Origin of the sequence: Peptoniphilus equinus (assembly GCF_027921445.1) — a bacterium.
In the GTDB taxonomy this organism is placed as follows: Bacteria; Bacillota; Clostridia; order Tissierellales; family Peptoniphilaceae; genus Peptoniphilus; species Peptoniphilus equinus.
Window position 1 is genome coordinate 717235 of record NZ_CP115667.1, and the last position, 24089, is coordinate 741323.

Here is a 24089-nt window from a genome sequence, read left to right on the forward strand (position 1 = left end):
GCCAAGACGAAACAAAAAGCATGTCGTGTTGCATCACTTTGGGTGGATGTTTTGGCAGTGAGACGTGCGGTGAGCATATGCGTCTGAGTACTATCAATTTTTAAATGCTGTGTTATAATGACAATAGAGTCTGGGGGTGCTTCGGCTGAGACCTTTAAGGAACCCTTTTAACCTGCTCATGATAATCCATGCGAAGGGAAGAACAACCTTGTTTTTAACGGGCATATTATCATGTGTCCGTTTTTTTTTGACTCTAATTTTAGTCAAAACAAGGAGGAAGTATGACGTATACCACTCAACTGGATGCAGCGAAGAAGAAAATTATCACTAAGGAAATGAAATGTGTCGCGGAAAAGGAACATATGGCGCCTGAGCTGTTGTGCGAGAAGATTGCAGCGGGGCGTGTCGTGATACCGGCCAACATTATGCATACATCTTTGAGTCCGGAAGGCGTAGGCGAAGGTCTGCGTACCAAAATTAATGTGAATCTCGGAATCTCCAAGGATTGCTATAATATTGATGCGGAGATGAAAAAGGTACAAGTGGCCGTGGACATGAAGGCTGAAGCGATTATGGACTTATCTAACTATGGGAAGACTCGAGCTTTTCGGGAAGCTGTAGTGAACACCGCACCATGTATGATTGGCAGCGTCCCTATGTATGATTGTGTGGGGATGTTGGATAAGGAGCTCAAAGATATTACGGAAGATGAGTTTCTCAAGGTCATCGAGCAACATGCCAAAGACGGCGTGGATTTCATTACCGTCCACGTGGGGCTCACTAGAGCATTGGCAGAGAAGGTAAAAGACAGTCGTCGTATTACTCATATCGTCTCACGTGGAGGGTCACTTCTTTTTGCGTGGATGCTTGCGAATAATAAGGAAAATCCGTTAACATCTCAATTCGATCAAATTTTAGATATCTGCGAGAAGTATGACGTGACGCTAAGTTTAGGTGATGCGTGTCGTCCCGGTTCTATTCACGACGCAACAGATACGCTTCAGATTCAAGAGCTGATTAATTTGGCGGCGTTGAGTCAACGTGCCTATGCGCACAATGTTCAGGTAATGATTGAAGGGCCGGGGCATGTGGCCATTGATGACATTGAGGCCAACATGCTTCTAGAGAAACGGCTTTGTAACCATGCGCCGTTCTACGTTTTGGGGCCTATTGTGACAGATATTGCACCGGGTTATGATCACATCACCTCTGCTATCGGAGCGTCCATTGCAGCTTCAAAGGGTGCAGATTTTATCTGCTATGTGACGCCTGCGGAACACTTACGCTTACCCGATCTGGAGGATATGAAAGAGGGTATTATTGCTGCTAAAATTGCAGCCCATGTGGGTGATATTGCGAAGGGTATTCCGGGGGCCATCGAACGGGACCATGCCATGAGTCGTGCGCGCTTTGATTTAGATTGGAATACCATGTTTGAGCTGGCTATTGATAGTGAAAAACCGAAGGCCTACCGTGCAAATTCGCAGCCCATTGAAGAAGATTCGTGTACCATGTGCGGCAAAATGTGCTCCATGCGTACAGTCAAAAAGGTTTTACATGGCGATGACGTCAATTTAATGTAGTTGAATATAAAGGATCCCGGGTGATAGGCCCGGGATCTTTGTCATGGTTTATTTTTTATAGACCTCTTTACCGCCGACAACGGTAAGAGTTGGTCGCACATCTTTAATAGCGTTGGTATCAATGGCGAAGATGTCCTGATCTAAAAGGACAAAGTCGGCATAATAACCCGGCTTGAGTCGTCCTTTTCGCTCCTCTTCAAATTCCAGATACGCACTCTCATAGGTATAGGCATCAATGGCATCGTAAATATCGACACATTCTTGAGGATAGAAACCGCCCTTCGGCTCACCCTTTTTATTTTGTCTTGTGACTGCCATATAAAGATTCATGAACGGATCAAAGGATTCCACAGGGCAGTCCGTGCCGTAGGCGACATGGGCGCCAAGCTCTTTTAAACTTTTAAAAGCGTACGATGTAGCCGCAAGGTCCTTGCCGCAGCGATTTTCAACAATTTTCATGTCGTAGTCGAGGAAAATAGGTTGTGCCATGACACCGATGTTAAGCTTTGCAATCCGTTCTAGCAAAGGGCGATCGGTGATTTGACAGTGCACCAGTGTGTGACGATACGGATTATCCTTGCTCTCAAAAGTAGCGGCATAGACATTGACCGTGTCTTCAATGGCTTTATCGCCGATAACGTGTGTGATCACTTGAATACCATGTTCAGCAGCCATCTTACAGAAGGACGTCATCGTCGGGACGCTTACCCATTCAAGACCGTGGTTACCTGGGTCATCCAGGTAGTCGTCCCGCATGAGTGCGGTTCGTGCACCTAAACTACCGTCTCGAAAGAGTTTAAGAGGTCCCAGTTGAAGCCAGCTGTCTTTCGGATAGTCACCGCAGGACCATTCTGTTGCGATGTAATCTTCAAAGTCCTCTACCTGATTAAAGCAGACTTGGTGACGGTAGCGAAGCGGAGCTTCACCTTTGGCATAAATGTCCTTAAAGAGTGCAAAGGCCGCAGGCGCATCGGAGAATGTCGTCCCCACGTCATTACTTTGTACGCTGGTAAGTCCCAGGGCAACAGCTCTGTGCATGGTGTCGATAATCATCTCACGACGTTCAGCCATAGTAAAGTCGGGAATGAAATCTTTGGCATGAATACAGGCATGTTCAGTGTAGATGCCTAAGAGGTTGCCGTGGTCATCTTTCACAAAGTTGCTGTCTGCAAAGAAGTCGGCACCGTGCTGAGCTTCTAAAAGCTCCAGCACTTTGGAATTGGAGCTGACAATGTGACCGCAAATCCGCTCCAAGACGATAGGGATATCGGTAGAAATGGCATCCAAGTCATAGCGATTGGGCATACGGTCATTGTCTTCAAAGAGATCCTGATTCCATCCAATGGCATGCAGGCCATTTCGGACGCGGTCCGGGTGGTCATGAATAAAGGCCTTGCATCGGGCAATCATCTCGTCAATGGACGGTACGCCTTCAATATCGACTTGATTTAACACTTCCGCAGTCTGCATAAAATGGAGGTGAGAATCGTTGAGTCCGGGAATCATAGTTTGGCCTTGACAGTTTATAACAGTAACGTCAGGCACGTTTGTGAGGGTTTTGAATTGGTCGTAAGTACCTACATCTGTAATGATGCCATCTTCCACCACTAACGTGTCTTCAAAATGATCCCGTTCAACATAAATCTTGGCGTTGAAGTAAACAGTTTTCATACTTGCTCCTTTCGTTGCTTATCAAAGATAAAGAAGGTCACTGCACCCAGTAGCGGCACTACCAGTCCGGTTATACCTGTGACAGGGTCTTCGATGGCCGCTTGAATGACCAGACCTGTAAAAATAAGTGCAGTGATAATGACGGACACCGGATAAAACCAGATTTTAAATGGACGATGAATGGTCGGATATTTTTTTCGCAGGCGTGGTACCGATAGAATGGTTAACACACTGAAAATCATACCCGTGATCACGACCATATTGGTGAGTTGATCCAAATTTCTCATCAGGACTAGGATAATGGAGAATACAGCTTGAACGATAAGCGGTGCTGTGGGTACTTTGTACTTTGGATGGAGCTTGCTGAAAGCTTTGAAAAAATGACCTTCCTGAGCCATAGCATAGTACATACGAGGCTGTGCAAGAATAAGTCCGTTTGTGCTCCCGAACATGGCAAGGATCATGCCTAAACTGACGATGACTTTACCTACAGAACCGAAGACACTTTCTGCAACAGCAGTACCGAGGTATAAATCGCCCGATGTAATCATAGCGACGATTTGCTCATGGGGCAACACACGCATAATGGCATAATTAAACAGTGTATACAGTACCATGATGCCGCCAATCCCGATGACAAGCGCTAAGGGAAGATTTTTGTGGGGTTCACGAATTTCTTCAGCAACGGTATTGAGGTTGGTCCAGCCCTCATAAGCCCAGAGTGAAGCCACCACAGCAAAGGCAATCATAGAGATAAGGCTCGTCGGAGATGAGGTCGTGGTAGAGGTAAGACTCAGATCGGGACTCACTTTGCCGACAAACAGTGCGGCAAACATAATAAGTAGAATGGGCAGGAGCTTTCCCACCATGGAGATGTTTTGAATGGAGCTTGCCAGTTTCACGCCTCTCAAGTTAAGGACCGTGAGAAGAATAATCAAAGTGATAGCGGCCATTTTAATACCGAAGTCACTGATGGGGATAAAAGATTTAAAGACTGTGGTCAGAGCAATAGCCAGTGCTGCGACAGATCCCGGTCCGCCGATCAGCCAATCGGTAAAGCCGGACATAAAACCCACAACAGGATGAAAGGCTTCATTGAGATAGACGACGCGACCTCCGGCTACCGGCATAGCTGCGCCAAGTTCCGCATAGCATAACCCGCCGAATAAGGTGATAAGTCCGCCGATAATCCAAGCCAAGAGAGCCAGTCCGCTGTTCATTTGAACGCGTTCTAAGACATAAGCACCCAGATAGAAAATGCCTGAGCCGATCATAATGCCCCCAATGATACTTACACCGCCGAAAACACCGATTTCTCTTTTGAATTCCGTAGATTCCGAGGTGAGTGCTTCAGTAGTAGAATGTAAAATTTCTTGCATAACAATGCCTCCTTTTAAGCAATTAAAATAGCACAATATACTGAACAAAGTAAAGTCAACAGAAACAGTTTTTTTATATAACTAATGGGGGTATAAATTATATAATTGATTTTTATAGAGAAAGAGGGCCGGTTGTGTTTAAGAACATTACTATGAGTCAATTTTCAACGTTGGATACTACCGCTATCCATATATTAGATGTGAGAGAAGAGGATGAATTTAAAGCGGGACATATTGAAGGCGCAAAAAATGCCCCCTTAAGTCGCTTGACCATGTTATACGCCGAGTTGGATACCTCGAAGGCTTATTACGTCATTTGTCATGCCGGTGTGCGTTCTGTACAGGCGGCTATGTTTCTTGAGAGTGTCGGATTTGAGGTTGTCAATGTGCTTGAGGGAATGAATGGTTGGCAAGGACCTATCGTTCGGTAATCATTTGTAAGTTACTTTAATCAATGCGAAGCTAGTGAGAAAGGAAGATATATGTTTCAATTATTATTTATAGCTGTCGTCAGCGGTGTCATTGGGTATTTGACTAACGTACTTGCCATTCGTGCACTTTTCCGCCCCTTTGAACCCATCGGTTTTGGTCCCTTTGTCTTTCAGGGTTTGATCCCAAAGCGCAAGGATGAATTAGCACAGCGAGTAGGAAGTCTAGTGGCGGAAGATCTGCTCAACCAGGATGACCTTATCGGGCAGATTATCAGTCGTGAGGATGAGGCAATGTTTCAGACCTTTATTATTAATAAAGTGGATCGGGTTATTTTGGAAAAAACGGCTTATCTACCCCGGGCAATCCAAGGGGCATTGTTAAATACGGTAGAAGATAAGATGACACAGGAAATGCCTCAACTCTTTGAAGATTTTATTAATTTGGCCGAAAATCAAATCCGGGAGAAAGTGGATGTGGCAAGTCTGATTGAAGGAAAAATTCAAGCGCTGGATCTTGCAACGATTGAACAATTGGTGCTCAAGGTGGCATCGAAAGAGCTTCGGGCAATCGAATGGCTGGGTCTTTTTATGGGCTTTGTCATCGGCATTGTACAGGGTCTTATTGTTTTAAATAGCTAAAAACTCGGCAGCTTAGGCTTGCCGAGTTTTTAATAGATTGATATATCGTTCATAGATGGGGCGCATATGTGCTTCAGACACATAATGATTCAGCTTATCCAGAGCAATCCAGTCCACGCCTTTCGTCTCTGAAGTATTCAGAATAAGGGGCGACGTGTCATCGGCAATAAAGCCGAAAGTGAAGTTGACATGAAAGTTACAAGGGGACGTGGGGGCTTTTACCGTCATCAGATCTAAACCCAGGCAAGTACCCGATGCAAGTTGTAGTCCTGTCTCTTCGAATATTTCTCTTGTGATGCACGCTTCAAAAGTCTCCGACGGTTCCACGTGTCCTCCGACCCAACCCCAAGAATCATAGATACGGTGATAGATGAAAAGGGTTTTGGTCTTTTCTTTGTTCAAAATAATGGCGGAGGTGGTGTAGTGATAGTCGAAGGACTTGCCTGTTCCAAGAGATTCCGGCTTCAGGTTGAGAAGCTGAACTTTCAGAGCTTCCTCTGCTTGTGTTTGAGGGTAGTAATCAAAAATAGTTTTCATAGTTTCTCCAATAATGGTTTGAAGGCTGTGGGAAAAGCAAGGTTGTTCAGTTCAGTTATCTGGACAAAATGAGCTTCTCCGGGGTACACCTCTTTAGGGTCGCTGATACGTGGTTCCAGTTCTACCAAGTAAGGTGTGATATGCCAGTGGACGTGACTAAATTTATGCACATACGTTGTGAGAGGGCGTACACTTATAAAAAAGAAGCCCCGCATATCCAAGTATTCCATCACTTGTGAAGCATCTTTTTTTCCCTCTAGGTTGACAAATTCCCACATCCCGGCCAAAAGACCTGAATTCGGTCGTCGATGAACTATGACACTGTCCCCTTGTTTTAAAAGGAGCACGGTTCGTTCGTCAATAGTCTCGGCTTTGCGACGTTTTTTCTTTGGAAATTCAAAGACACGTTGATCGTGAAAACTGTGGCAAAAATCCACGACAGGACAGAGGTTACATTGCGGGGATTTGGTACAAACAGTCGCACCTAAGTCAAAAATAGCTTGGTTGAAGTCGCCGGGGCGATGCCCTTGAAGTTCAATGATCACACGCCCTACAGCCGCCTTTACCGAATTTTTATCAATAGTCTCCTTGATCTCAAGAAGTCTGGAGAAGACTCTCAAGGCATTGCCATCTACGGCAGGTGCGTTCAAGTTAAAAGCAATGGAGGCGACGGCGCCTGCCGTATAAGGGCCGATGCCGGGCAGTGCCAAGAGTTCATCAAAGGTTGAAGGCAGCTCACCGTCATAGTCGCGAACTATAATTTGAGCTGCGTCCTTTAAACGGTGCACACGGGAGTAATAACCCAGTCCTTCCCACAATTTTTCCAATTGATCTCGACTCGCCGACGCCAAATGCTGAGGTGTAGGCAGAGCCTTCATAAATCGGTTAAAGTAGGGGATAACTGTTGTGACCTGAGTCTGTTGCAACATCACCTCGGATATCCATACGGCGTAGGGTGTAGGATTATCTCGCCAAGGCATGGTTCGTCGGTGCGTATCATAATAACACAACAACGCAGTTGAAAACTTTGTAGGATTTATAATAGATTTCATATAGACAGTATATCAAATGGTGAATTGAAATGCGATATTGGGTACTAACTCATATAAGGAAATAACTTTTTGTAAGTTAAATCGCATAGAGGAGGCAGTATGGGATTATTAGTTGAAGGGAAATGGGTAGATCAGTGGTATGATACTGAGTCTACCGGAGGTAAATTTGTGAGAAAAGACGCTGCTTTTCGCAATTGGGTGACGGCAGACGGCTCGGCAGGTCCAACGGGCCAAGCAGGATTTAAGGCAGAACCGGGACGTTACCATCTCTATATTTCACTTGCCTGTCCGTGGGCATGTCGCACACTTATTTTCCGCAAATTGAAAGGTTTGGAAAATATGATTTCACTCTCTATTGTGAACCCTCACATGGGCGAGCACGGGTGGACCTTTGATGCGGGTGAAGGTGTTATCGATGACCCAATATTTAGCGCTCGCTATCTTTATGAAGTCTATACACATGTTGATCCGCAGTATACCGGTCGCGTCACTGTGCCGGTGCTCTACGATAAGGTGACCGATACTATTGTCTCCAATGAGTCCAGTGAGATTATCCGCATGATGAACTCCGCTTTTGACGGGATAGGGGCAAAAGAAGGCGATTATTATCCACAAGAGCTTCGTGACGACATTGATGAGCTCAACGATATGATTTACAACACCATAAACAACGGTGTCTATAAAGCAGGCTTTGCAACCGATCAAAAGGTCTATGAAGAAGAAGTGAAGAAGCTTTTTCAAAGCTTTAACGAGCTGGAACAACGACTGGAATCTCGGCGATATCTCTTTGGTGATACATTGACAGAAGCGGACTGGCGTCTGTTCACTACGCTCATTCGTTTTGAACCGGTGTATTTCGGCCATTTCAAATGCAACTTGAGAGCTCTGACGTCGTATCCTAATCTTTGGCGATACACAAAGACACTCTATCACTATCCGGGCATTGCTGAAACTGTGAGCTTCAACCATATAAAGACTCATTACTATACCAGTCATGACACGATCAATCCGAATCGTATTGTGCCACTGGGACCGGACATGGAAGCGCTTCTTAAGATGTAGAAAAAACAGGCATATCCCTTATTTTCATTATAAAATCCAAGATTTAGTAAAGTTTTACAACTAATGCTTGTGTGAAGCCAAAAGTGTTTATATAATCAAAAAGGTAAATAATTCACATGATTTATATTGGGATTCTCATCCTTCTTGAATAACGTGCTGATAAAACCCAAGCGATAAGTTATATTGGGAGGACTAAAGGAGATTATAATGAAAAAACTGTTTATATTTTTGCTCTTATTGCTGCTTGCAGGGGGGGCTTTTGTAGGCTATTTATTTTTGCAGCGCAGCAACGGCAATACGTCCGAGCTCTACAAGGGATTCAACTTCATCGTTGAAGGAGACCGCGTCGACACTTCGGAATTTACCCGTGTTGACGGACAGTACTATTTGTCTGTAGACTTTATCAAAAATTATATTGATGATACGGTGGCTTATGATGACGATGAAAAAACGGTCATCTTTGTGAACAAAGCCGGCACCAAACGTATGTCGGTGGATAGTCAAGAGGCAACGCTGAACACTCAAGCGATCGAGCTGCGTGACCCTGTCATCGAACAAGATGGTAAAGTTTTTGTACCTATTGAAGGCTTCATCTATGATTATCCTGTGGTGTTGAAATTCATTAAAGAGAAAAACCTCTTAGTCATGGATTACAAGGATAAGGATTATGCTATCGGCACGTCTCCCGGAGACGGTCTGAACATGAGAGAGAGTGATTCGATAAAATCGCCAATCGTCTCTATATTAAAGGAAGGCGATCAAGTCTACGTGTATGGCGAAGTGGGTGATTTCTATAAAGTGCGTGAAGTGGAAGGCTATGCCGGCTACATTCAAAAGGACAAGCTGGATGTCGATTTGCCCGAAGACCGCTTTGTAAGAGAGAAAAGTGAAGATACTGAAACAAGAGAGGCCGCCGAGCCTCTCAATTTAACATGGGACTATACCTATGGCAACCATTCGGACGAAAGCGTAGCTATGATTCATCCGTTGCAAGGCGTGGATGTTATCTGTCCCACATGGTTTTCCGTATCCTCTAAAGACGGTGATATGATTGATCGCGGACGAAGAGATTATGTTGAAAAATACAAGAACTTAGGCATTGATGTCTGGGGGTATTTAGACAATTCTTTTGATAAAGATATCACTACCGGATTTATTCACAGCAGTGCCATAAGGGATAAAGTCATCGCTAAGACTTTGGCTATGGTGCAAAAATACAATCTCTCTGGCATTAATGTAGATTTTGAGCAGACAGCCGTGGATGACCGTGATGCCATCACTCAATTCATTCGGGAGCTCGCCGGTGTCTTTGCGCAACATGATCTCTTGGTGAGCGTTGATGTAACGCCTCAAATTTCCGCGGATGTCACCCAAGAACCCTATGACAGAAAAGCTCTTGCTGAGATTGCAGATTACGTGATTGTCATGACCTATGATCAACACTGGGCTACTTCAGATAAAGCCGGCTCTGTTGCAGAATATAACTGGGTGGAGGGCAATATCAATCTCCTTATGAATCAAATTCCTCAGGATAAGTTTATGATCACCTTGCCGTTCTATGCACGACTTTGGAGTGAAGACGACACCAGTCTTAAAAGTGATGCGCTGAGTATGAATCAAGTGGTAACACTGCTTCGGGAGAACAACGCTACCATGAAGTGGGACGATAAGGCGAAGCAAAATATTGCAACCTACACTAAAAATGGGAAGCATTACACCATTTGGGTGGAAGATCGGGATTCTATTCAATGGAAGACCACACTGATGGGTAAGTATGGATTAGCCGGTGTGGGAGGTTGGCGTCATGGGTTTGAAACTGAAGGCATTTGGGATGAAATTGATGCCACTCAGCAGGCTATGGCTGTGAATTAAGAGACTTTAAACCAGTAAATCATTGACAAAATCTCAGGACAAAGGTAAACTGATTTTGTTAAGTGTTTACATGCTTTAAGGCATAAGAGTAAGGAGAGACCACTATTTTAGCAAACACGCATCGTCTCATTGCAAAGGCACTCTATGAACGGCTGACTGATGACTATGAGATTAATTTAAATTTAGCTAGATTGTCATGGGGGGCAGTCGCTCCCGACGTGCTTCCTTATTATCGATTGATTCGGCACTACAAAGATGAGAGTATTTACTTTATTGTCAGAGAAATTTCCAATCTCATTCATTTGTATCGCTATGTCGATTTAAGTAGCATGAATCGAGTGGAGCAAGACTTCTTTTCATATAAGCTGGGGATCATACTTCATTATTTGTGTGATTATACTTGTTATCCTCACGCGATGCGTCAAACTTACATGGATGCTGCAAAAACCCATATGCGATATGAGTCGGAGCTGAACCTCAAGGCAACGGATCATACTTTTGATACCAAACCGTGTCATGCACCAATAGATGGGTGGCGTTTAAAGCAGTCTATCCGAACCTTTATTGACGATTATGTGGATGCGTATCTAAAGGAGCCTGCATCCTACGAGCATGATTTAAATTCGGCACTGTGTCTGGGTCAAGCTGTCGGCACCTTAATTATTGAATTTATTCACGTCTATCGTGAAGAACTTAGTGTTCAATTTATTTAATATCAATTCTCCTACTTAGTGGGAGAATTTTTTGGAGGGAAAAAGATGAGAAACAACTCGGAAGTGAAGGTTCTGGACCTTAAGGAAACTCAAATGGCCATTAAATCCTTAAAGGAGTACTTTCAAAGAGATTTGGCCAATACGTTAAATTTGGCTCGTATTTCCGCACCTATTATCGTTCAGCCTGAGACGGGCATGAATGATAATCTGAGCGGTGTCGAAAAAGCGGTAGGCTTTGATTTTAAGAACTACGACATCGGTGTCGAAATCGTTCAATCTTTGGCAAAATGGAAGCGCTATGCGTTAAAAGAGTATAATTTCCATTGCTATGAAGGTCTGTATGCGGATATGAATGCTTTGAGGCCTAACGAAGACTTGGATGCCCTTCATTCAGTTTACGTGGATCAATGGGACTGGGAGAAAATCATCAAGGCCGGAGATCGGAATATTGAATTCCTAAAAAGTACAGTGCGCCAAATTTATGAAGTGTTTAAGCGGGCTGAAGAATATATTAATCAAGTCTATCCTCATGCGCTGTCTAAAAAATTACCGGATGAAATCACCTTTATTACGTCTGAAGAGCTGCTTCAAATGTATCCGGAGATGACCAGTGAGCAACGAGAAAATGCTTTTGTCAAAGAAAAAGGAGCTATTTTCGTCATCGGTATCGGTGGTGCTTTATCTTCCGGTGAGCCTCACGATGCGCGTTCTGCTGACTATGACGATTGGAATTTAAACGGAGATATCATCTTCTATGATGAGGTGCTGGACCGAGGCATTGAACTTTCAAGTATGGGTATTCGTGTAGATAAAGCGGCCTTAGAACGCCAGCTGGAAATCTCAGGTCGGACCTTTTTAAAAGAATTGGACTATCATAAAGGTATTTTGGAAGACACATTGCCGCTTACGATAGGAGGCGGTATTGGCCAATCACGTCTTTGTATGTTTTTCCTTGAAAAACGTCATATTGGAGAAGTGCAGGCTTCTGTTTGGGATGATAAAACTAAAACGGCTTGTATTGAAGCGGGAATTAAACTTCTATAAGGACTTAGACCTCCTCAAGGTGTATGCTTGAAAGAGGTAAGAGGAAAAAAATTTCCCATACACAGACGCCTCGATATAGGTTATAATTAAATAACTACTTGGAGGACGTCATGGAACAAAGCTACATCAATAATGGACAATTCAATGATAATTTTTGCATTAAAGATGTAAAAAGGTTTTTAATTGAGAAGTTTTTATACGATAACGACACCGAGTCCCTTAATATTCTTTTAAATATCTATCAGGTTGAAGGCAGTGTTGAAAATATTTGTCCGACCTATTTGTCGTTAAAGCATTTAAAAAAAGACATCATGAAATTTTTAAAAGATAAAGAAGGGGTTGAGCTTATTGCCAATAACCTTGGGCGTCTGATCCATGATGATGTCAATCGCCTGGAACTCTATCTTTACCTGGAAGGATACAAGGCGGGCATACGGTCTAAAAAATCAGTCAATTTGCTGGAAATTCTTACCTTCAAGTATTTCGATGTAGAAGATCTGTATCGACGTCGTAAGCTTTTTAACCGCGGCGCCATGAGGCCGGAAGCTGAAAACCTCAAAACGGTAATTTTACAGGATATGAACCAGGACAAGCGCATTAAAAATCACATTTATGACGTGGTTTTTAGATTTAATCTCAAGGTGCTAAAGCGCAAAGTGTACAATCTCAATTTACACCTGGACAATCAAATGATGTTTAATCTGGAAGAAGGCGGAACAATTCGGGAATCGAAATCAAAGTTAACGCGGCGGGAGCTTCGTGGCTTGGATAAGAAAATCTTGAGATTTTTATTCATGGATGGCGTTCGCATTTTTGAAACCGCTTTTTGGGACGGCATCAATGATCAAGTTATGAAACGCTATAGATAAAACTAAGAGCAATCTTAGTTTTTTTCTTTTATGTAGAGCATTGAGGATGACTATGAAAATTTTAGGTATTGACCCAGGCTATGCTATCGTAGGCTACGGCATCATTCAAGTGGAAGGCAACAAACTGACCCCGCTGGGTTATGGCAGCATTGTCACGGATAAAGATTTGACATTTCCTGAGAGACTTGAGAAAATTTACAGAGAACTATCAGAAATCATTCTGCACTATCAGCCGGATGACATTGCTTTTGAAGAGCTATTTTTTAACAAGAATATTACGACAGGAATCGCAGTTGCAGAAGCTCGAGGTGTGGAAATGCTGGTTTGTAAAATGGGTAGAGACTATCTTTATGAGTATACGCCGCTACAGATTAAGAATGCACTGGTAGGTTATGGACGGGCGGAAAAGCATCAGGTGCAGGAAATGGTAAAGATGCTTCTGGGTTTGGATGCGATACCCAAACCGGATGATACTGCCGATGCGTTGGCTGTTGCTATTACTCACAGTGCGTCATTAAAGTTTAAAGATCAGTTTAGGATGAAATAATGTTTGATTATATCAAAGGCAACGTGGTAGATGTGGCATCAGATCATTGTGTCATTGAGACCGGCGACATCGGCTACCGCGTTTTTATGGCGACAACGGAGCTTGAGACCATAGCTCAGGGCCCTGCAAAGTTATATATTCGCACCATTGTCAGGGAAGATGTCTTCTTACTCTATGGCTTTTTGGATCGTCAGATGCGCATCATGTTTGATTTGCTGACTACAGTCTCCTCTATAGGGCCGAAGGTGGCACTTGGAGTGCTTTCAGCTTTAAGTATTACTGAGCTGGTGAGCGGTATCGCAGCAGAGGATGCCGACATTCTAACCCAGGCACCGGGAATCGGGAAAAAGACAGCGTCGCGAATTATATTAGAATTGAAAGATAAAATTTCCAAATATAGTTTCACTTTGGAGACACCCAATTTGCAAAGGGCGGTACCCCGTGAAGATGAAGCGAAAGACGCACTGGTTGCTTTGGGTTATACGGAATTTGAAGCGCAAAGTGCACTTCAAGATGTTGATACAAAGCTGGCTGTTTCAGAACGGATTAAGCAGGGACTTAAAAATTTGAGCAGAGGATAATATGGATCGATTGATTGGACCAGAGTATTCCAAAGAGGATAATTCAGTTGAACACAGCTTGAGGCCGAAGCGATTAAGCGATTATATCGGACAGGAAGACACCGTCGAAAAACTGAATATTTTTATTGAAGCGGCTAAAAATCGCCATGAACCTTTGGATCACGTGCTGTTGTCAGGGCCTCCCGGACTGGGTAAAACCACTTTGAGCAATATTATTGCCAACGAAATGGATGTCCACATCAAAGTTACCAGTGGCCCTGCCATAGAAAAAGCGGGAGACCTCGCGAGTATTCTTACGAACCTGGAAGAGAATGATATTCTTTTTATCGATGAAATTCATCGCATTCATAGGGTGGTGGAGGAGACGCTTTATCCGGCGATGGAAGACTTTGCTTTGGATATTATTGTGGGGAAAGGGCCTTCTGCACGGTCTATTCGTCTGGATTTGCCAAAATTTACTCTCATTGGTGCAACCACCCGTGCGGGACAGCTCACATCACCTCTTAGGGATCGCTTCGGCGTGGTATTGACGCTACAACTTTATGATAGTGAATCCTTGAAAAATATTGTCTTGCGCTCGGCAAAACTTTTAAATACGGCCATTGAAGATGGAGGAGCGCTGGAAATAGCCAAACGTTCTCGGGGAACGCCTCGGATTGCAAACCGATTGTTAAAACGGGTGCGTGACTATGCTGAAGTGATGGAAAGCGGTGTTATCACTGAAGATGTGGCAAAACGTGGACTTAAGATGTTGGGCATTGATGGGTATGGTTTGGATGATATTGATCGCAAGATTATTATGGCGATGATTCAAAATTTTGGAGGCAGGCCGGTGGGCATTGATGCTATTGCTGCCTCTATCAATGAAGAGCGAATTACGCTTGAAGATGTCTACGAACCATATCTTTTACAGATTGGATTTATTAATCGTACCTCCCGAGGACGTATTGCTACGAAGCTGGCTTATGACCACTTTGGGATGGCTTATGAAGAACAGGAGCGTTTTTTATGAAAAAAATTTTTGCTGCAGCATTGTTGTGTTTAACTTGCGCTACACCCGCTTTTGCCGGTTCAATGGCTGCACCGTTGGAGATTCGAATCGGCTCTCCGGTTCAAGAAGCTAAAATTACCAGTGAGGCGAATTTTTATCTAACTGATGTGAATGGGGGCAAAGTTCAAGATCTATGGACCAATACCATTACGGCTCAGGTAGATGGTGATAAAATCAACCTCTACGATGAAAATGGTCATGCAGTATCTTATGATTTTCCACAAGATGGTATTTTAAATATCGCCAGTGAAACCGGCGTTATAGTTCAAAATACTTACCGAGGCACAGTGCATTTTGAAGTCTATCAAGGGAAAATTCATATCATCAATCTCATCGATATGGAATCTTATTTAAAAGGTGTTATCAATAATGAGATGGATGCGTCTTATCCCTATGAAGCGCTTAAAGCACAGGCCATTGTATCTCGATCCTTTGCTATGAGCAATCGCACCAAGTATGCCAAAGAAGGTTACGATTTGCGGGATGATACTTCATGCCAAGTGTATAAGGGCATGGGCTCGGAAAAGGACTTGACGACAAAGGCTGTGAATGAAACGGCAGGGGAATATTTGGCTTACGACGGCAATCCGGTGTCTGCAATTTTTGGAGCGAGCTCCGGGGGATATATTGCCAGCCCTACAGATGTATGGGGGGGTGAGATTCCCGGGTTGAGGGCGAAAGAGGATCCGTACTCTGTCGACTATGTTTGGGATTATACAATCACCACAAGTGAGTTCATAAATAAAATTAAATCCAAAGGTGACATCGGTGATCTTATTGATGTCACTGTTCTGGAACTGGATGGAAGCCATCGTGTCAAGACATTGTCCGTCACGGGAACCAACACTACACTTCAAATTAAAGGGACGGACCTGAGAAATCTGTTGGGATCGGGGAACATCAAGAGCACGCTATTTAGTGTGTCTTACGATAGCGCGTCACAGACTGTTATCTTCAACGGCAAAGGCTATGGTCATGGCGTTGGATTCAGTCAGCAAGGCGGCGCTAAAATGGCAAAGTCCGGCTTGACTGTCTATGACATTTTAAAATTTTATTTTGAAGACGCAACCCTAGTAAAATGAAAAGGATATTATGAAAACAAGTGATTTTAATTACGATCTTCCCGAGGAGCTCATCGCACAGCATCCTTTGGAGGATCGATCCGGCTCCAGGTTGATGAAACTCGATCGCAATACCGGAGCTATTGAGCATGATTATTTTTATAACATTATTGATGAACTGACAGATAATGATGTCTTAGTTATTAATAATACCCGTGTCATTCCGGCTCGCATTTACGGTCATCGCCCGGAAAAAGAAGAAGCAATTGAGTTTTTGCTTTTAAATCACCAAGATGACGTGTGGGAGTGCCTGGTAAAACCCGGTAAAAAGGCAAAACTGGACACGGAGATTATCTTTTCGGATCGTCTTCGAGGCAAAGTAGTGGCCATTAGTGAAGAAGGAAATCGCTTTATCGAACTGAGCTATGAGGGCATTTTTGAGGAGATTTTAGATGAGCTGGGTGAGATGCCACTGCCGCCTTATATTCGAGAAAAATTGGAGGACAAAGAGCGCTATCAAACAGTCTATTCCAAGTTTGACGGTTCTGCCGCAGCACCGACAGCCGGGCTTCATTTTACCAATGCCCTCTTAAATGCCCTGAGAGAGAAGGGTGTGGAGATTGTAGAGGTCACCTTGCATGTAGGTCTTGGAACTTTTCGTCCTGTTAAGGTCGATGATGTCACCAATCATACGATGCATTCCGAACACTATATTGTCACTCAAGATGCAGCGGAGCGATTAAATGAGGCTAAAGCTTCCGGAAAGCGCATTGTCGCTGTAGGCACTACCAGTATTAGGACGTTGGAGAGTGCGACTGTGGATGGAAAGGTGTGTGCAGGGAGTTCCGACACTTCCATTTTCATCTATCCCGGATATGAATTTAAATTTGTTGATGCGTTAATAACTAATTTTCATTTGCCGGAATCTACATTGATTATGCTTGTGGCAGCTTTCACATCTCGAGAGACAATCCTTCATGCTTACAAGGAAGCTGTTAAAGAAAGGTACCGCTTTTTCAGTTTTGGGGATGCGATGTTTATCAGATAGGAGAACTATGTTTAAATTTGAATTATTAAAAACTGCGAAGGATTCTAAAGCGCGCTTGGGTAAGATCACGACTCCCCATGGTGATATCGAAACGCCGATATTTATGCCGGTGGGGACGCGTGCTACGGTGAAAACCATGACACCTCACGAGGTCAAGGACTTAGGGGCACAAATTATTCTATCCAATACCTATCATTTATTTTTAAAGCCGGGAATGGATATCATTGAAAAGGCCGGAGGACTGCATAAGTTCATGCAGTGGGACGGCCCAATACTTACCGATAGCGGGGGTTTTCAAGTTTTCAGCCTTAGTGACAGCCGTAAAATTACGGAAGAAGGCGTGTCCTTTCGATCTCATATTGACGGCTCATTGAAGTTTCTCTCTCCGGAAATTTCTATGGACATTCAGCACACTCTGGGTTCGGATATTATGATGGCCTTTGATGAATGTGCGCCTTATCCTGCAACGTATGAATATATTGAAGATTCGATGATGCGAACTACCCGTTGGGCGCAGCGTTGTAAAGATCACCATCACAATGAAAATCAAGCATTGTTTGGGATTGTTCAAGGTGGTATGTATAAAGATTTAAGAGAAATTTCTGCGAAAGATTTAGTGGCTATGGACTTCCCGGGTTATGCTGTAGGTGGACTTAGTGTTGGGGAGCCGCTGGAACTGATGGAAGAAATTTTAGACTTTACCACTGACTTTTTACCGGAGGATAAGCCGCGCTATCTGATGGGTGTAGGGTCACCGGATTATTTATTTGAAGCTGTGGAACGTGGTATTGACATGGCGGACTGCGTATTGCCTACGCGTATTGCCAGAAACGGTACTATCATGACATCAAAAGGCAAACTGGTAGTTAAAAATGCTGCGTACAAGGAAGACTTTAGACCTCTTGATGAGACCTGCGGCTGCTATACGTGTCGCAACTTTTCTCGAGCTTATGTGCGCCACTTGTTTAATACTGATGAAATTTTGGGACTTCGTCTGGCCACTATTCACAATTTGCATTTTCTCATTCATTTGATGGAAGATATTCGAGAGTCAATTCGAGAGGATCGCTTCTTAGAATTTAAAGATGACTTTTATAGAGAATACGGCTATAATAAGTAAAGAGAGGAGAATACTATGTCACAACAACCAAACTTGCTGTTATCATTCCTGCCCATGATAGCGATGGTCATTGTATTTTATTTTTTACTCATTCGTCCACAACAAAAAAAACAAAAAGAAGTATTGGCAATGCGTAGTAATATTGCCGTAAACGACGATGTAGTTACCATCGGTGGTATACGAGGTAAGGTACTTTTAGTAAAAGAAGATTACATAGTTATGGAATCATCAGCAACGAAAACACGGCTAGATGTGATGAAATGGGGCATCAGCTCTGTAGAATCCAAAAAGTCTAAGCAGGAGGAACTATGAAACACGTAAAAACTTTAACATCGAAACGCTTAAAAGACACTTATGAAAAAGGTGGCTGCGGCGAATGCCAAACATCTTGCCAATCTGCTTGCAAAACATCTTGTACAGTAGGCAATCAAAAATGTGAAAACGAGGCACAATAGGGTTGATTACAACCCTATTTTATTTTTACCGGGAAGGAAATTATGAAGCAAATTCACAAATTTCACTTAAATAATAAATATGTTGTAATTGATGTAGGCAGCGGTTCTGTCCATGTCGTGGATGAACTTTTTTATCGTGCGTTAGACTTTTTAGACAGTGACAATCCCAAAGCGTCTTTTCAAGCTGTACGAGAAGGATTAAAGGGCGACGATCCGGATAAAGTGCAAGAGACTTTAGAAGAAATTGAGGCGCTTATCGATCAGGATGTGTTGTTTTCGGAAGACATGAACATTCAGACGCCGGCATATAATCCTCAAAATATCGTCAAGGCATTGTGTCTTCATGTGGCTCATGACTGCAACTTGAGATGTCGCTACTGCTTTGCCTCTCAAGGGGATTTCCATGGGGAAAGACTTTTAATGGATGAAGCTACAGGTAAAAAAGCTTTGGATTTTCTGCTTGAAAATTCAGGGAACCGAAAGCATCTTGAGGTGGATTTCTTTGGTGGAGAACCGTTGATGAACTTCGACTTAGTCAAAACCCTTGTAGCCTATGGGAGAGAACGTGAAAAGATTTATGGCAAAGAATTCCGCTTTACCATTACCACTAACGGTTTACTTTTAGATGACGATAAGATCGACTTTATCAACGAGCACATGTCCAACGTCGTCCTGTCCCTTGACGGCCGACCTGAAGTCAATGACAGTATGCGTCCTACCATATCTGGAGACGGCTCTTATGACATCATTGTGCCGAAGTTTAAGCGTCTTATTGAAAAACGCGGTGACAAAGACTACTATATCCGAGGTACTTTCACCAACGAGAATTTAGATTTTGCCAAGGATTTAAAAACGTATTATGATGCCGGTTTTAAGTCAACGTCCCTGGAACCGGTCGTTACAGACGAATCCATGCCTTATGCCATTCGAGAAGAGCATTTAGAGACTATATTAAAAGAATATGAAAAGATGAGTGCGGATTACATTGTCATGCGTCAAGCAGATCCGGACTTTAAATTCTTCCACTTTATGATTGATCTCTCCGGTGGGCCTTGTGTCATCAAACGGACAGTTGGATGCGGGGCAGGCAGTGAATATATTGCAGTTACACCAGAAGGTGATATTTATCCTTGTCATCAATTTGTCGGGGAGACGGACTTTAAACTCGGCAATGTCCACGAAGGCGTTACCAATACTGCCATAAGAGATGAATTCAAGTGTGCTAACGTCTTTACGAAAACCGACTGTCCAACATGTTGGGCGCGATATTACTGTAGCGGGGGTTGTCATGCCAACTCTCACTATGCCAACCATGACTTAAAAGTACCCCATAAAATCGGCTGTGAGATGGAACGCAAGCGCATTGAATGTGCGATCTCTGTTTTAGCCAATGAATCAGATTGAAAATAGGTGCCGCAGGCACCTGTTTTTTATAAGGGAAACTGCATAAAATGGGGATTTGTGGTATACTACCTTCTATGAAAGAACGGGAAAAATGGTTTATTAAAGGGGTAAAGTCACAACTTAATACAGAGAGCTTGCCTACTTATCTTCGGGACATTTTACAGCGTCGCGGCGTGGATGATGATCATCTGGAACGGTTTTTAAATCCGTCCCTTGAGGCTATGCATTCGCCGATCAAGTTGCCGGATTGTATTAAAGGCGCGAACCTGGTTATGACAGCCATTGAAAAAAAACAGAGGATACGTGTGGTTGGCGACTATGATGTTGACGGTGTCACAGCCACGTATATTTTAGTAAGAGGCCTGCAGATTTTAGGCGCCAATGTGGACTATGTCATCCCACATCGTAAGAAAGACGGTTATGGCATCAGTGAGGGGATTATAGACGAGGCTTTATCAGAAAACATCGATCTTATTGTGACGTGTGATAACGGGATTGCGGCAGCGGATGTCATAGAAAAGGCAATAGCCGGCGGCATGCGTGTTGTCGTCACGGATCACCACGAAGTGCCTCATAAGGACGGCCATGATCTGGAACCACCGGCTGATGCGATTATCAACCCTAAACTAAGCCGGAGCAAATATCCATTTTCAGGTATTTGCGGTGCAGTTGTGGCCTACAAATTTATGGCGTATCTCTTTATGATTTCAGGACAGGATGAAGCGGTCTTTCAAAATACTTTTCTGCCGTTTGCTGCAATCGGAACTGTATGTGATGTTATGGAATTGGTCGATGAAAATCGTGCCATTGTTGCCTTAGGCCTTGAGCGTTTAAATCAAACTGAGCACATCGGACTTCGTGCTATCAAAGAAGCCTGTGATATTAAAGGTTTGATTGACGCTTATCATATCGGTTTTATTATCGGTCCTACTATTAATTCAAGCGGTAGGTTGGATCATGCAGCGCGTGCATTAGACGTACTATTTGAGATGGATTATACAAAAGCTTTAGAGCTGGCACAAGACTTGCGAGAGCTCAATCGTGAGCGTCAAAAACTCACTGAAGAGAGCTTTGAAAAAGTGGATGGGTTGATTCAACAGTATCACTTAGATGAAAAACTGCGTATACTAATCGTCAAAGAACCATGTCTTGATGAGTCGATCATCGGTATTGTAGCCGGGCGTATCAAAGAAAAATATCATCGCCCAAGCGTTATTATTACTCAAGGTGAAATGGCGCTCAAAGGCTCCGGACGCAGCATTGAAGCTTACGATATGTTTTCAGAGTTCAGTCGACACAAAGCTTTACTACAGGCTTTTGGAGGGCACAAGATGGCCTGTGGCCTCAGCATCGAAGCAGACAAATTGAAAGAATTTATTGTGGCGGTGAATAACGCTGCAACCTTAACATCTGAAGATATGGTCAAGGAAATTCGAATTGATACCCTTGTACGGCTCAATGAGGTGAGTCAGGAGATGGTTCAGTCACTTGAACAGCTAAAGCCTTTTGGGAACGGAAACCCGAAGCCCCTTATGGTCGCCAAAGGTTGCGAACTGTATGGTGTTCAGGTCTTAGGTAAAAATCAAAATGTCATTAAATTTATTTTGAGGCAGGGACAGACTGATTGTGAATCTATATACTTCCGAAAATTTAGTGATTTTAAAGATGAACTCTGTGACGGCTTTGAGGCTCAAGTAGTGAATCAAGTTTTAAAAGGACGGCAAAGTCTGTTAATGGATGTGGTCTTTACGCCAACTGTGAATGAATTTCGTGATAAACGTACGCTGCAACTCAAAGTGACTGCTCTGCGAGCAAGTAAAACTGGTGATAAATATGATAAATCAACTCATTGAAGAAATAAAAAAATATAATCCCGGGGCGGATTTTGATCAGATTATGGCTGCTTTCAATCTGGCCAATGCATGTCATAAAGGTCAAAAACGCAATAGCGGCGAAGACTATATTATTCACCCAGTGAAAGTTGCCATTATTTTAGCTGGGATGAATATGGATGTGCCGACAATTATTGCCGGACTCCTCCACGATACCATTGAAGACACTGACGTCACCTTTGAAGATATAGAAAAACAGTTTGGCAATGAAATCGCACTTCTGGTTGACGGCGTTACCAAACTGAAAAAATTAAATTATCAAACCAAGCAGGAAAAGCAAGCGGAAAATATTCGAAAAATGGTGCTTGCCATGGCCAAAGATATTCGCGTTATTATTGTCAAACTTGCTGACCGTCTTCACAATATGCGCACTCTGGAATATATGACGGAAGAGAAAAAGCGAGAAAAGGCACTGGAGACTATTGAAATTTATGCGCCTATTGCAGATCGACTGGGGATGAGCCGCATCAAGTGGGAACTGGAAGATTTGTCTTTGCGCTATTTGGATCCGGATAAGTATTATGACTTGGTGGAGATGGTGAACAAGCGCCGCCACGAACGGGAAAGCCTGATTCAAAACATTATCTCCGAGTTGAAACAAAATTTATCTAAACTTGGAATTGTAGCGGATATTAACGGCCGACCTAAAAATTTCTACTCTATTTACAAAAAGATGGAGCACAAAGGTAAGACATTTGACGAGATTTATGACTTGTCGGCTGTGCGGGTTCTTGTGGAAGACATTAAGGACTGCTATGGTGTCTTAGGCGTCGTACACACGTTGTGGAAGCCAATCCCGGGACGGTTTAAAGACTATATTGCCATGCCGAAACCGAATAAATATCAATCACTGCATACGACTGTTATTGATAATCATGGAGAGACTTTTGAGGTGCAAATTCGGACCTATGAAATGCACCAAACGGCAGAATATGGGATTGCGGCTCACTGGAAGTACAAAGCAGGCGTTTCAAAATCCACCAGTTTTGATGAAAATTTAACCTGGCTTCGCCAGTTGCTCGAATGGCAAAAAGATCTATCTGACCCCGATGATTTTATGGAGACGCTTAAAATTGACTTCTTTGCCGATGAGGTATTTGTCTTCACGCCTCAAGGTGATGTGATCAATCTCCCTGAAGGCTCAACACCGCTGGATTTTGCCTATCGTATTCACTCTCAAGTGGGCAATACCTGCACGGGTGCTAAGATTAACGGTCGGATTGTGCCTCTGGACTATCAGCTCAAGAGTGGCGACATCATCGAAGTCATCACGAACGCCAATTCCGGACCATCTCTTGACTGGCTGAAAATTGTAAAAAGTCCTCAAGCCAAGAAAAAAATCAATCAGTATTTCAAAGTTAAAGATCGAGATAAAAATATTGAACGCGGCCGAGATATGCTGGAGAGGGAAATCAAAAAGTATAATTTGAGACCGTCAGCTGTCATGAGAGACGACTGGATGGAAGAGGTGACGAAAAAAGTCAAACTCAACTCCGTTGAAGATGTCTATGCAGGACTCGGCTTTGGAACGATCACATTAAACCAGGTGGTTGGAAAACTTAAAGATCTCTATGCGCAAAGCATTAAAGAAGAGAAAGTTTTAGACGTACCGACCGCACCTGTGCATCGTATTTCAAAGGGCGGAGTTATCGTAGAAGGTGCGGATAACTTAAAAGTTCGCTTTGCCAAGTGTTGTAACCCGGTACCGGGAGATGATATCGTTGGCTATGTGACCATCGGGCGAGGTATTTCCATTCATCGCGCAGATTGCACCAATGTGAAGGATGAAAAGGATCATTCAAGACTGATTCCTGTGAAGTGGGATACTCAAGAAGGTGATAGCTATGGTGCGCAAATTGAAATCAAGGCCTTTGACAAACCTCGAGTTATCGGAGATGTGGCCAATAAAATTAACGACGCTAAGCTTAATATGCAGTCTCTCAATGCCCGTACCAAAGAAGGTCTTCTCTTTGTGAGCATTATTGTGGACATCAAATCCACAGATGAACTTTCAAGAATTATTGAAAAAATTAAAAAGTTACCTGAAGTTATTGATGTCTATAGAATGAAGGGATAAT

23 protein-coding genes are annotated in these 24089 nt (G+C 43.3%); 19 read left to right on the forward strand and 4 right to left on the reverse strand.

Annotated features, from left to right (window positions below):
- Window positions 1-281 precede the first annotated feature (281 nt).
- Window positions 282-1583 carry a phosphomethylpyrimidine synthase ThiC gene (thiC, locus tag O6R05_RS03530; protein WP_271192156.1) on the forward strand — a complete coding sequence of 434 codons (1302 nt, stop codon included), beginning with the start codon at window positions 282-284 and terminating at the stop codon, window positions 1581-1583.
- A 48-nt stretch (window positions 1584-1631) separates the two neighbouring features.
- Here the strand turns inward: thiC and O6R05_RS03535 are convergent, their stop codons facing one another.
- Both O6R05_RS03535 and O6R05_RS03540 read right to left on the reverse strand, forming a co-directional pair.
- Window positions 1632-3254, reverse strand: coding sequence for an amidohydrolase (locus tag O6R05_RS03535; protein ID WP_271192157.1), 1623 nt, complete (start codon window positions 3252-3254; stop codon window positions 1632-1634).
- Window positions 3251-4633: an APC family permease gene (locus O6R05_RS03540; protein WP_271192158.1), complete on the reverse strand. Its 1383-nt coding sequence runs from the start codon at window positions 4631-4633 to the stop codon at window positions 3251-3253. The genes O6R05_RS03535 and O6R05_RS03540 overlap by 4 nt, the downstream gene beginning before the upstream one ends.
- 134 nt (window positions 4634-4767) lie before the next feature.
- On the opposite strand from O6R05_RS03540, the gene O6R05_RS03545 reads away from it, so the two are divergent.
- Together O6R05_RS03545 and O6R05_RS03550 are read left to right on the forward strand one after the other, a co-directional pair.
- Window positions 4768-5064, forward strand: a complete 297-nt coding sequence (locus O6R05_RS03545) for a rhodanese-like domain-containing protein (protein WP_271192159.1) — start codon at window positions 4768-4770, stop codon at window positions 5062-5064.
- 51 nt (window positions 5065-5115) lie between these two features.
- On the forward strand, window positions 5116-5703 hold the full coding sequence (locus O6R05_RS03550) for a DUF445 domain-containing protein (protein ID WP_271192160.1): 588 nt from the start codon (window positions 5116-5118) through the stop codon (window positions 5701-5703).
- A gap of 12 nt (window positions 5704-5715) precedes the next feature.
- Here O6R05_RS03550 and O6R05_RS03555 read toward each other — a convergent pair whose 3' ends face one another.
- On the reverse strand, window positions 5716-6240 hold the full coding sequence (locus O6R05_RS03555) for an NUDIX hydrolase (protein WP_271192161.1): 525 nt from the start codon (window positions 6238-6240) through the stop codon (window positions 5716-5718).
- A complete protein-coding gene (gene mutY, locus O6R05_RS03560; protein WP_271192162.1) occupies window positions 6237-7292 on the reverse strand; it encodes an A/G-specific adenine glycosylase in 1056 nt (351 codons plus the stop codon). Before mutY ends, O6R05_RS03555 begins: the two co-directional genes overlap by 4 nt.
- A gap of 99 nt (window positions 7293-7391) precedes the next feature.
- On the opposite strand from mutY, the gene O6R05_RS03565 reads away from it, so the two are divergent.
- The 16 genes from O6R05_RS03565 (at window position 7392) to O6R05_RS03640 (ending at window position 24088) form a co-directional block, all read left to right on the forward strand.
- Complete coding sequence (locus O6R05_RS03565; protein ID WP_271192163.1) at window positions 7392-8354, forward strand: glutathione S-transferase family protein; 963 nt, start codon at window positions 7392-7394, stop codon at window positions 8352-8354.
- Window positions 8355-8561: 207 nt separating this feature from the next.
- Window positions 8562-10226 carry a glycosyl hydrolase family 18 protein gene (locus O6R05_RS03570; RefSeq protein WP_271192164.1) on the forward strand — a complete coding sequence of 555 codons (1665 nt, stop codon included), beginning with the start codon at window positions 8562-8564 and terminating at the stop codon, window positions 10224-10226.
- A gap of 170 nt (window positions 10227-10396) precedes the next feature.
- On the forward strand, window positions 10397-10939 hold the full coding sequence (locus O6R05_RS03575; RefSeq protein ID WP_271192291.1) for a zinc dependent phospholipase C family protein: 543 nt from the start codon (window positions 10397-10399) through the stop codon (window positions 10937-10939).
- A 45-nt stretch (window positions 10940-10984) separates the two neighbouring features.
- Complete coding sequence (gene asnA / locus O6R05_RS03580) at window positions 10985-11983, forward strand: aspartate--ammonia ligase (protein WP_271192165.1); 999 nt, start codon at window positions 10985-10987, stop codon at window positions 11981-11983.
- A 110-nt stretch (window positions 11984-12093) separates the two neighbouring features.
- Complete coding sequence (locus O6R05_RS03585; RefSeq protein WP_271192166.1) at window positions 12094-12852, forward strand: hypothetical protein; 759 nt, start codon at window positions 12094-12096, stop codon at window positions 12850-12852.
- Between the two features lie 52 nt (window positions 12853-12904).
- The gene (gene ruvC / locus O6R05_RS03590; RefSeq protein ID WP_271192167.1) at window positions 12905-13399 is read left to right on the forward strand and encodes a crossover junction endodeoxyribonuclease RuvC; all 495 of its coding nucleotides are present in this window, start codon (window positions 12905-12907) and stop codon (window positions 13397-13399) included.
- Window positions 13399-13980, forward strand: coding sequence for a Holliday junction branch migration protein RuvA (ruvA, locus tag O6R05_RS03595; protein ID WP_271192168.1), 582 nt, complete (start codon window positions 13399-13401; stop codon window positions 13978-13980). Before ruvC ends, ruvA begins: the two co-directional genes overlap by 1 nt.
- A 1-nt stretch (window position 13981) precedes the next feature.
- Entirely contained in the window at window positions 13982-14992 is a 1011-nt protein-coding gene (ruvB, locus tag O6R05_RS03600) for a Holliday junction branch migration DNA helicase RuvB (protein ID WP_271192169.1), read from the forward strand.
- Complete coding sequence (locus O6R05_RS03605) at window positions 14989-16113, forward strand: SpoIID/LytB domain-containing protein (RefSeq protein ID WP_271192170.1); 1125 nt, start codon at window positions 14989-14991, stop codon at window positions 16111-16113. The genes ruvB and O6R05_RS03605 overlap by 4 nt, the downstream gene beginning before the upstream one ends.
- A gap of 10 nt (window positions 16114-16123) precedes the next feature.
- Complete coding sequence (gene queA, locus O6R05_RS03610; RefSeq protein WP_271192171.1) at window positions 16124-17140, forward strand: tRNA preQ1(34) S-adenosylmethionine ribosyltransferase-isomerase QueA; 1017 nt, start codon at window positions 16124-16126, stop codon at window positions 17138-17140.
- 7 nt (window positions 17141-17147) lie between these two features.
- Window positions 17148-18260 (forward strand): tRNA guanosine(34) transglycosylase Tgt, encoded by a 1113-nt coding sequence (gene tgt, locus O6R05_RS03615; RefSeq protein ID WP_271192172.1) that lies wholly within the window; start codon window positions 17148-17150, stop codon window positions 18258-18260.
- A gap of 15 nt (window positions 18261-18275) precedes the next feature.
- Complete coding sequence (gene yajC / locus O6R05_RS03620) at window positions 18276-18572, forward strand: preprotein translocase subunit YajC (protein WP_271192173.1); 297 nt, start codon at window positions 18276-18278, stop codon at window positions 18570-18572.
- Window positions 18569-18715: a six-cysteine ranthipeptide SCIFF gene (gene scfA / locus O6R05_RS03625; protein ID WP_271192174.1), complete on the forward strand. Its 147-nt coding sequence runs from the start codon at window positions 18569-18571 to the stop codon at window positions 18713-18715. The genes yajC and scfA overlap by 4 nt, the downstream gene beginning before the upstream one ends.
- Window positions 18716-18757: 42 nt before the next feature.
- Window positions 18758-20119: a thioether cross-link-forming SCIFF peptide maturase gene (gene scfB, locus O6R05_RS03630; protein ID WP_271192175.1), complete on the forward strand. Its 1362-nt coding sequence runs from the start codon at window positions 18758-18760 to the stop codon at window positions 20117-20119.
- 74 nt (window positions 20120-20193) lie between these two features.
- The gene (gene recJ / locus O6R05_RS03635) at window positions 20194-21972 is read left to right on the forward strand and encodes a single-stranded-DNA-specific exonuclease RecJ (protein ID WP_271192176.1); all 1779 of its coding nucleotides are present in this window, start codon (window positions 20194-20196) and stop codon (window positions 21970-21972) included.
- The gene (locus O6R05_RS03640; RefSeq protein WP_271192177.1) at window positions 21953-24088 is read left to right on the forward strand and encodes a RelA/SpoT family protein; all 2136 of its coding nucleotides are present in this window, start codon (window positions 21953-21955) and stop codon (window positions 24086-24088) included. Before recJ ends, O6R05_RS03640 begins: the two co-directional genes overlap by 20 nt.
- Window position 24089 lies beyond the last annotated feature (1 nt).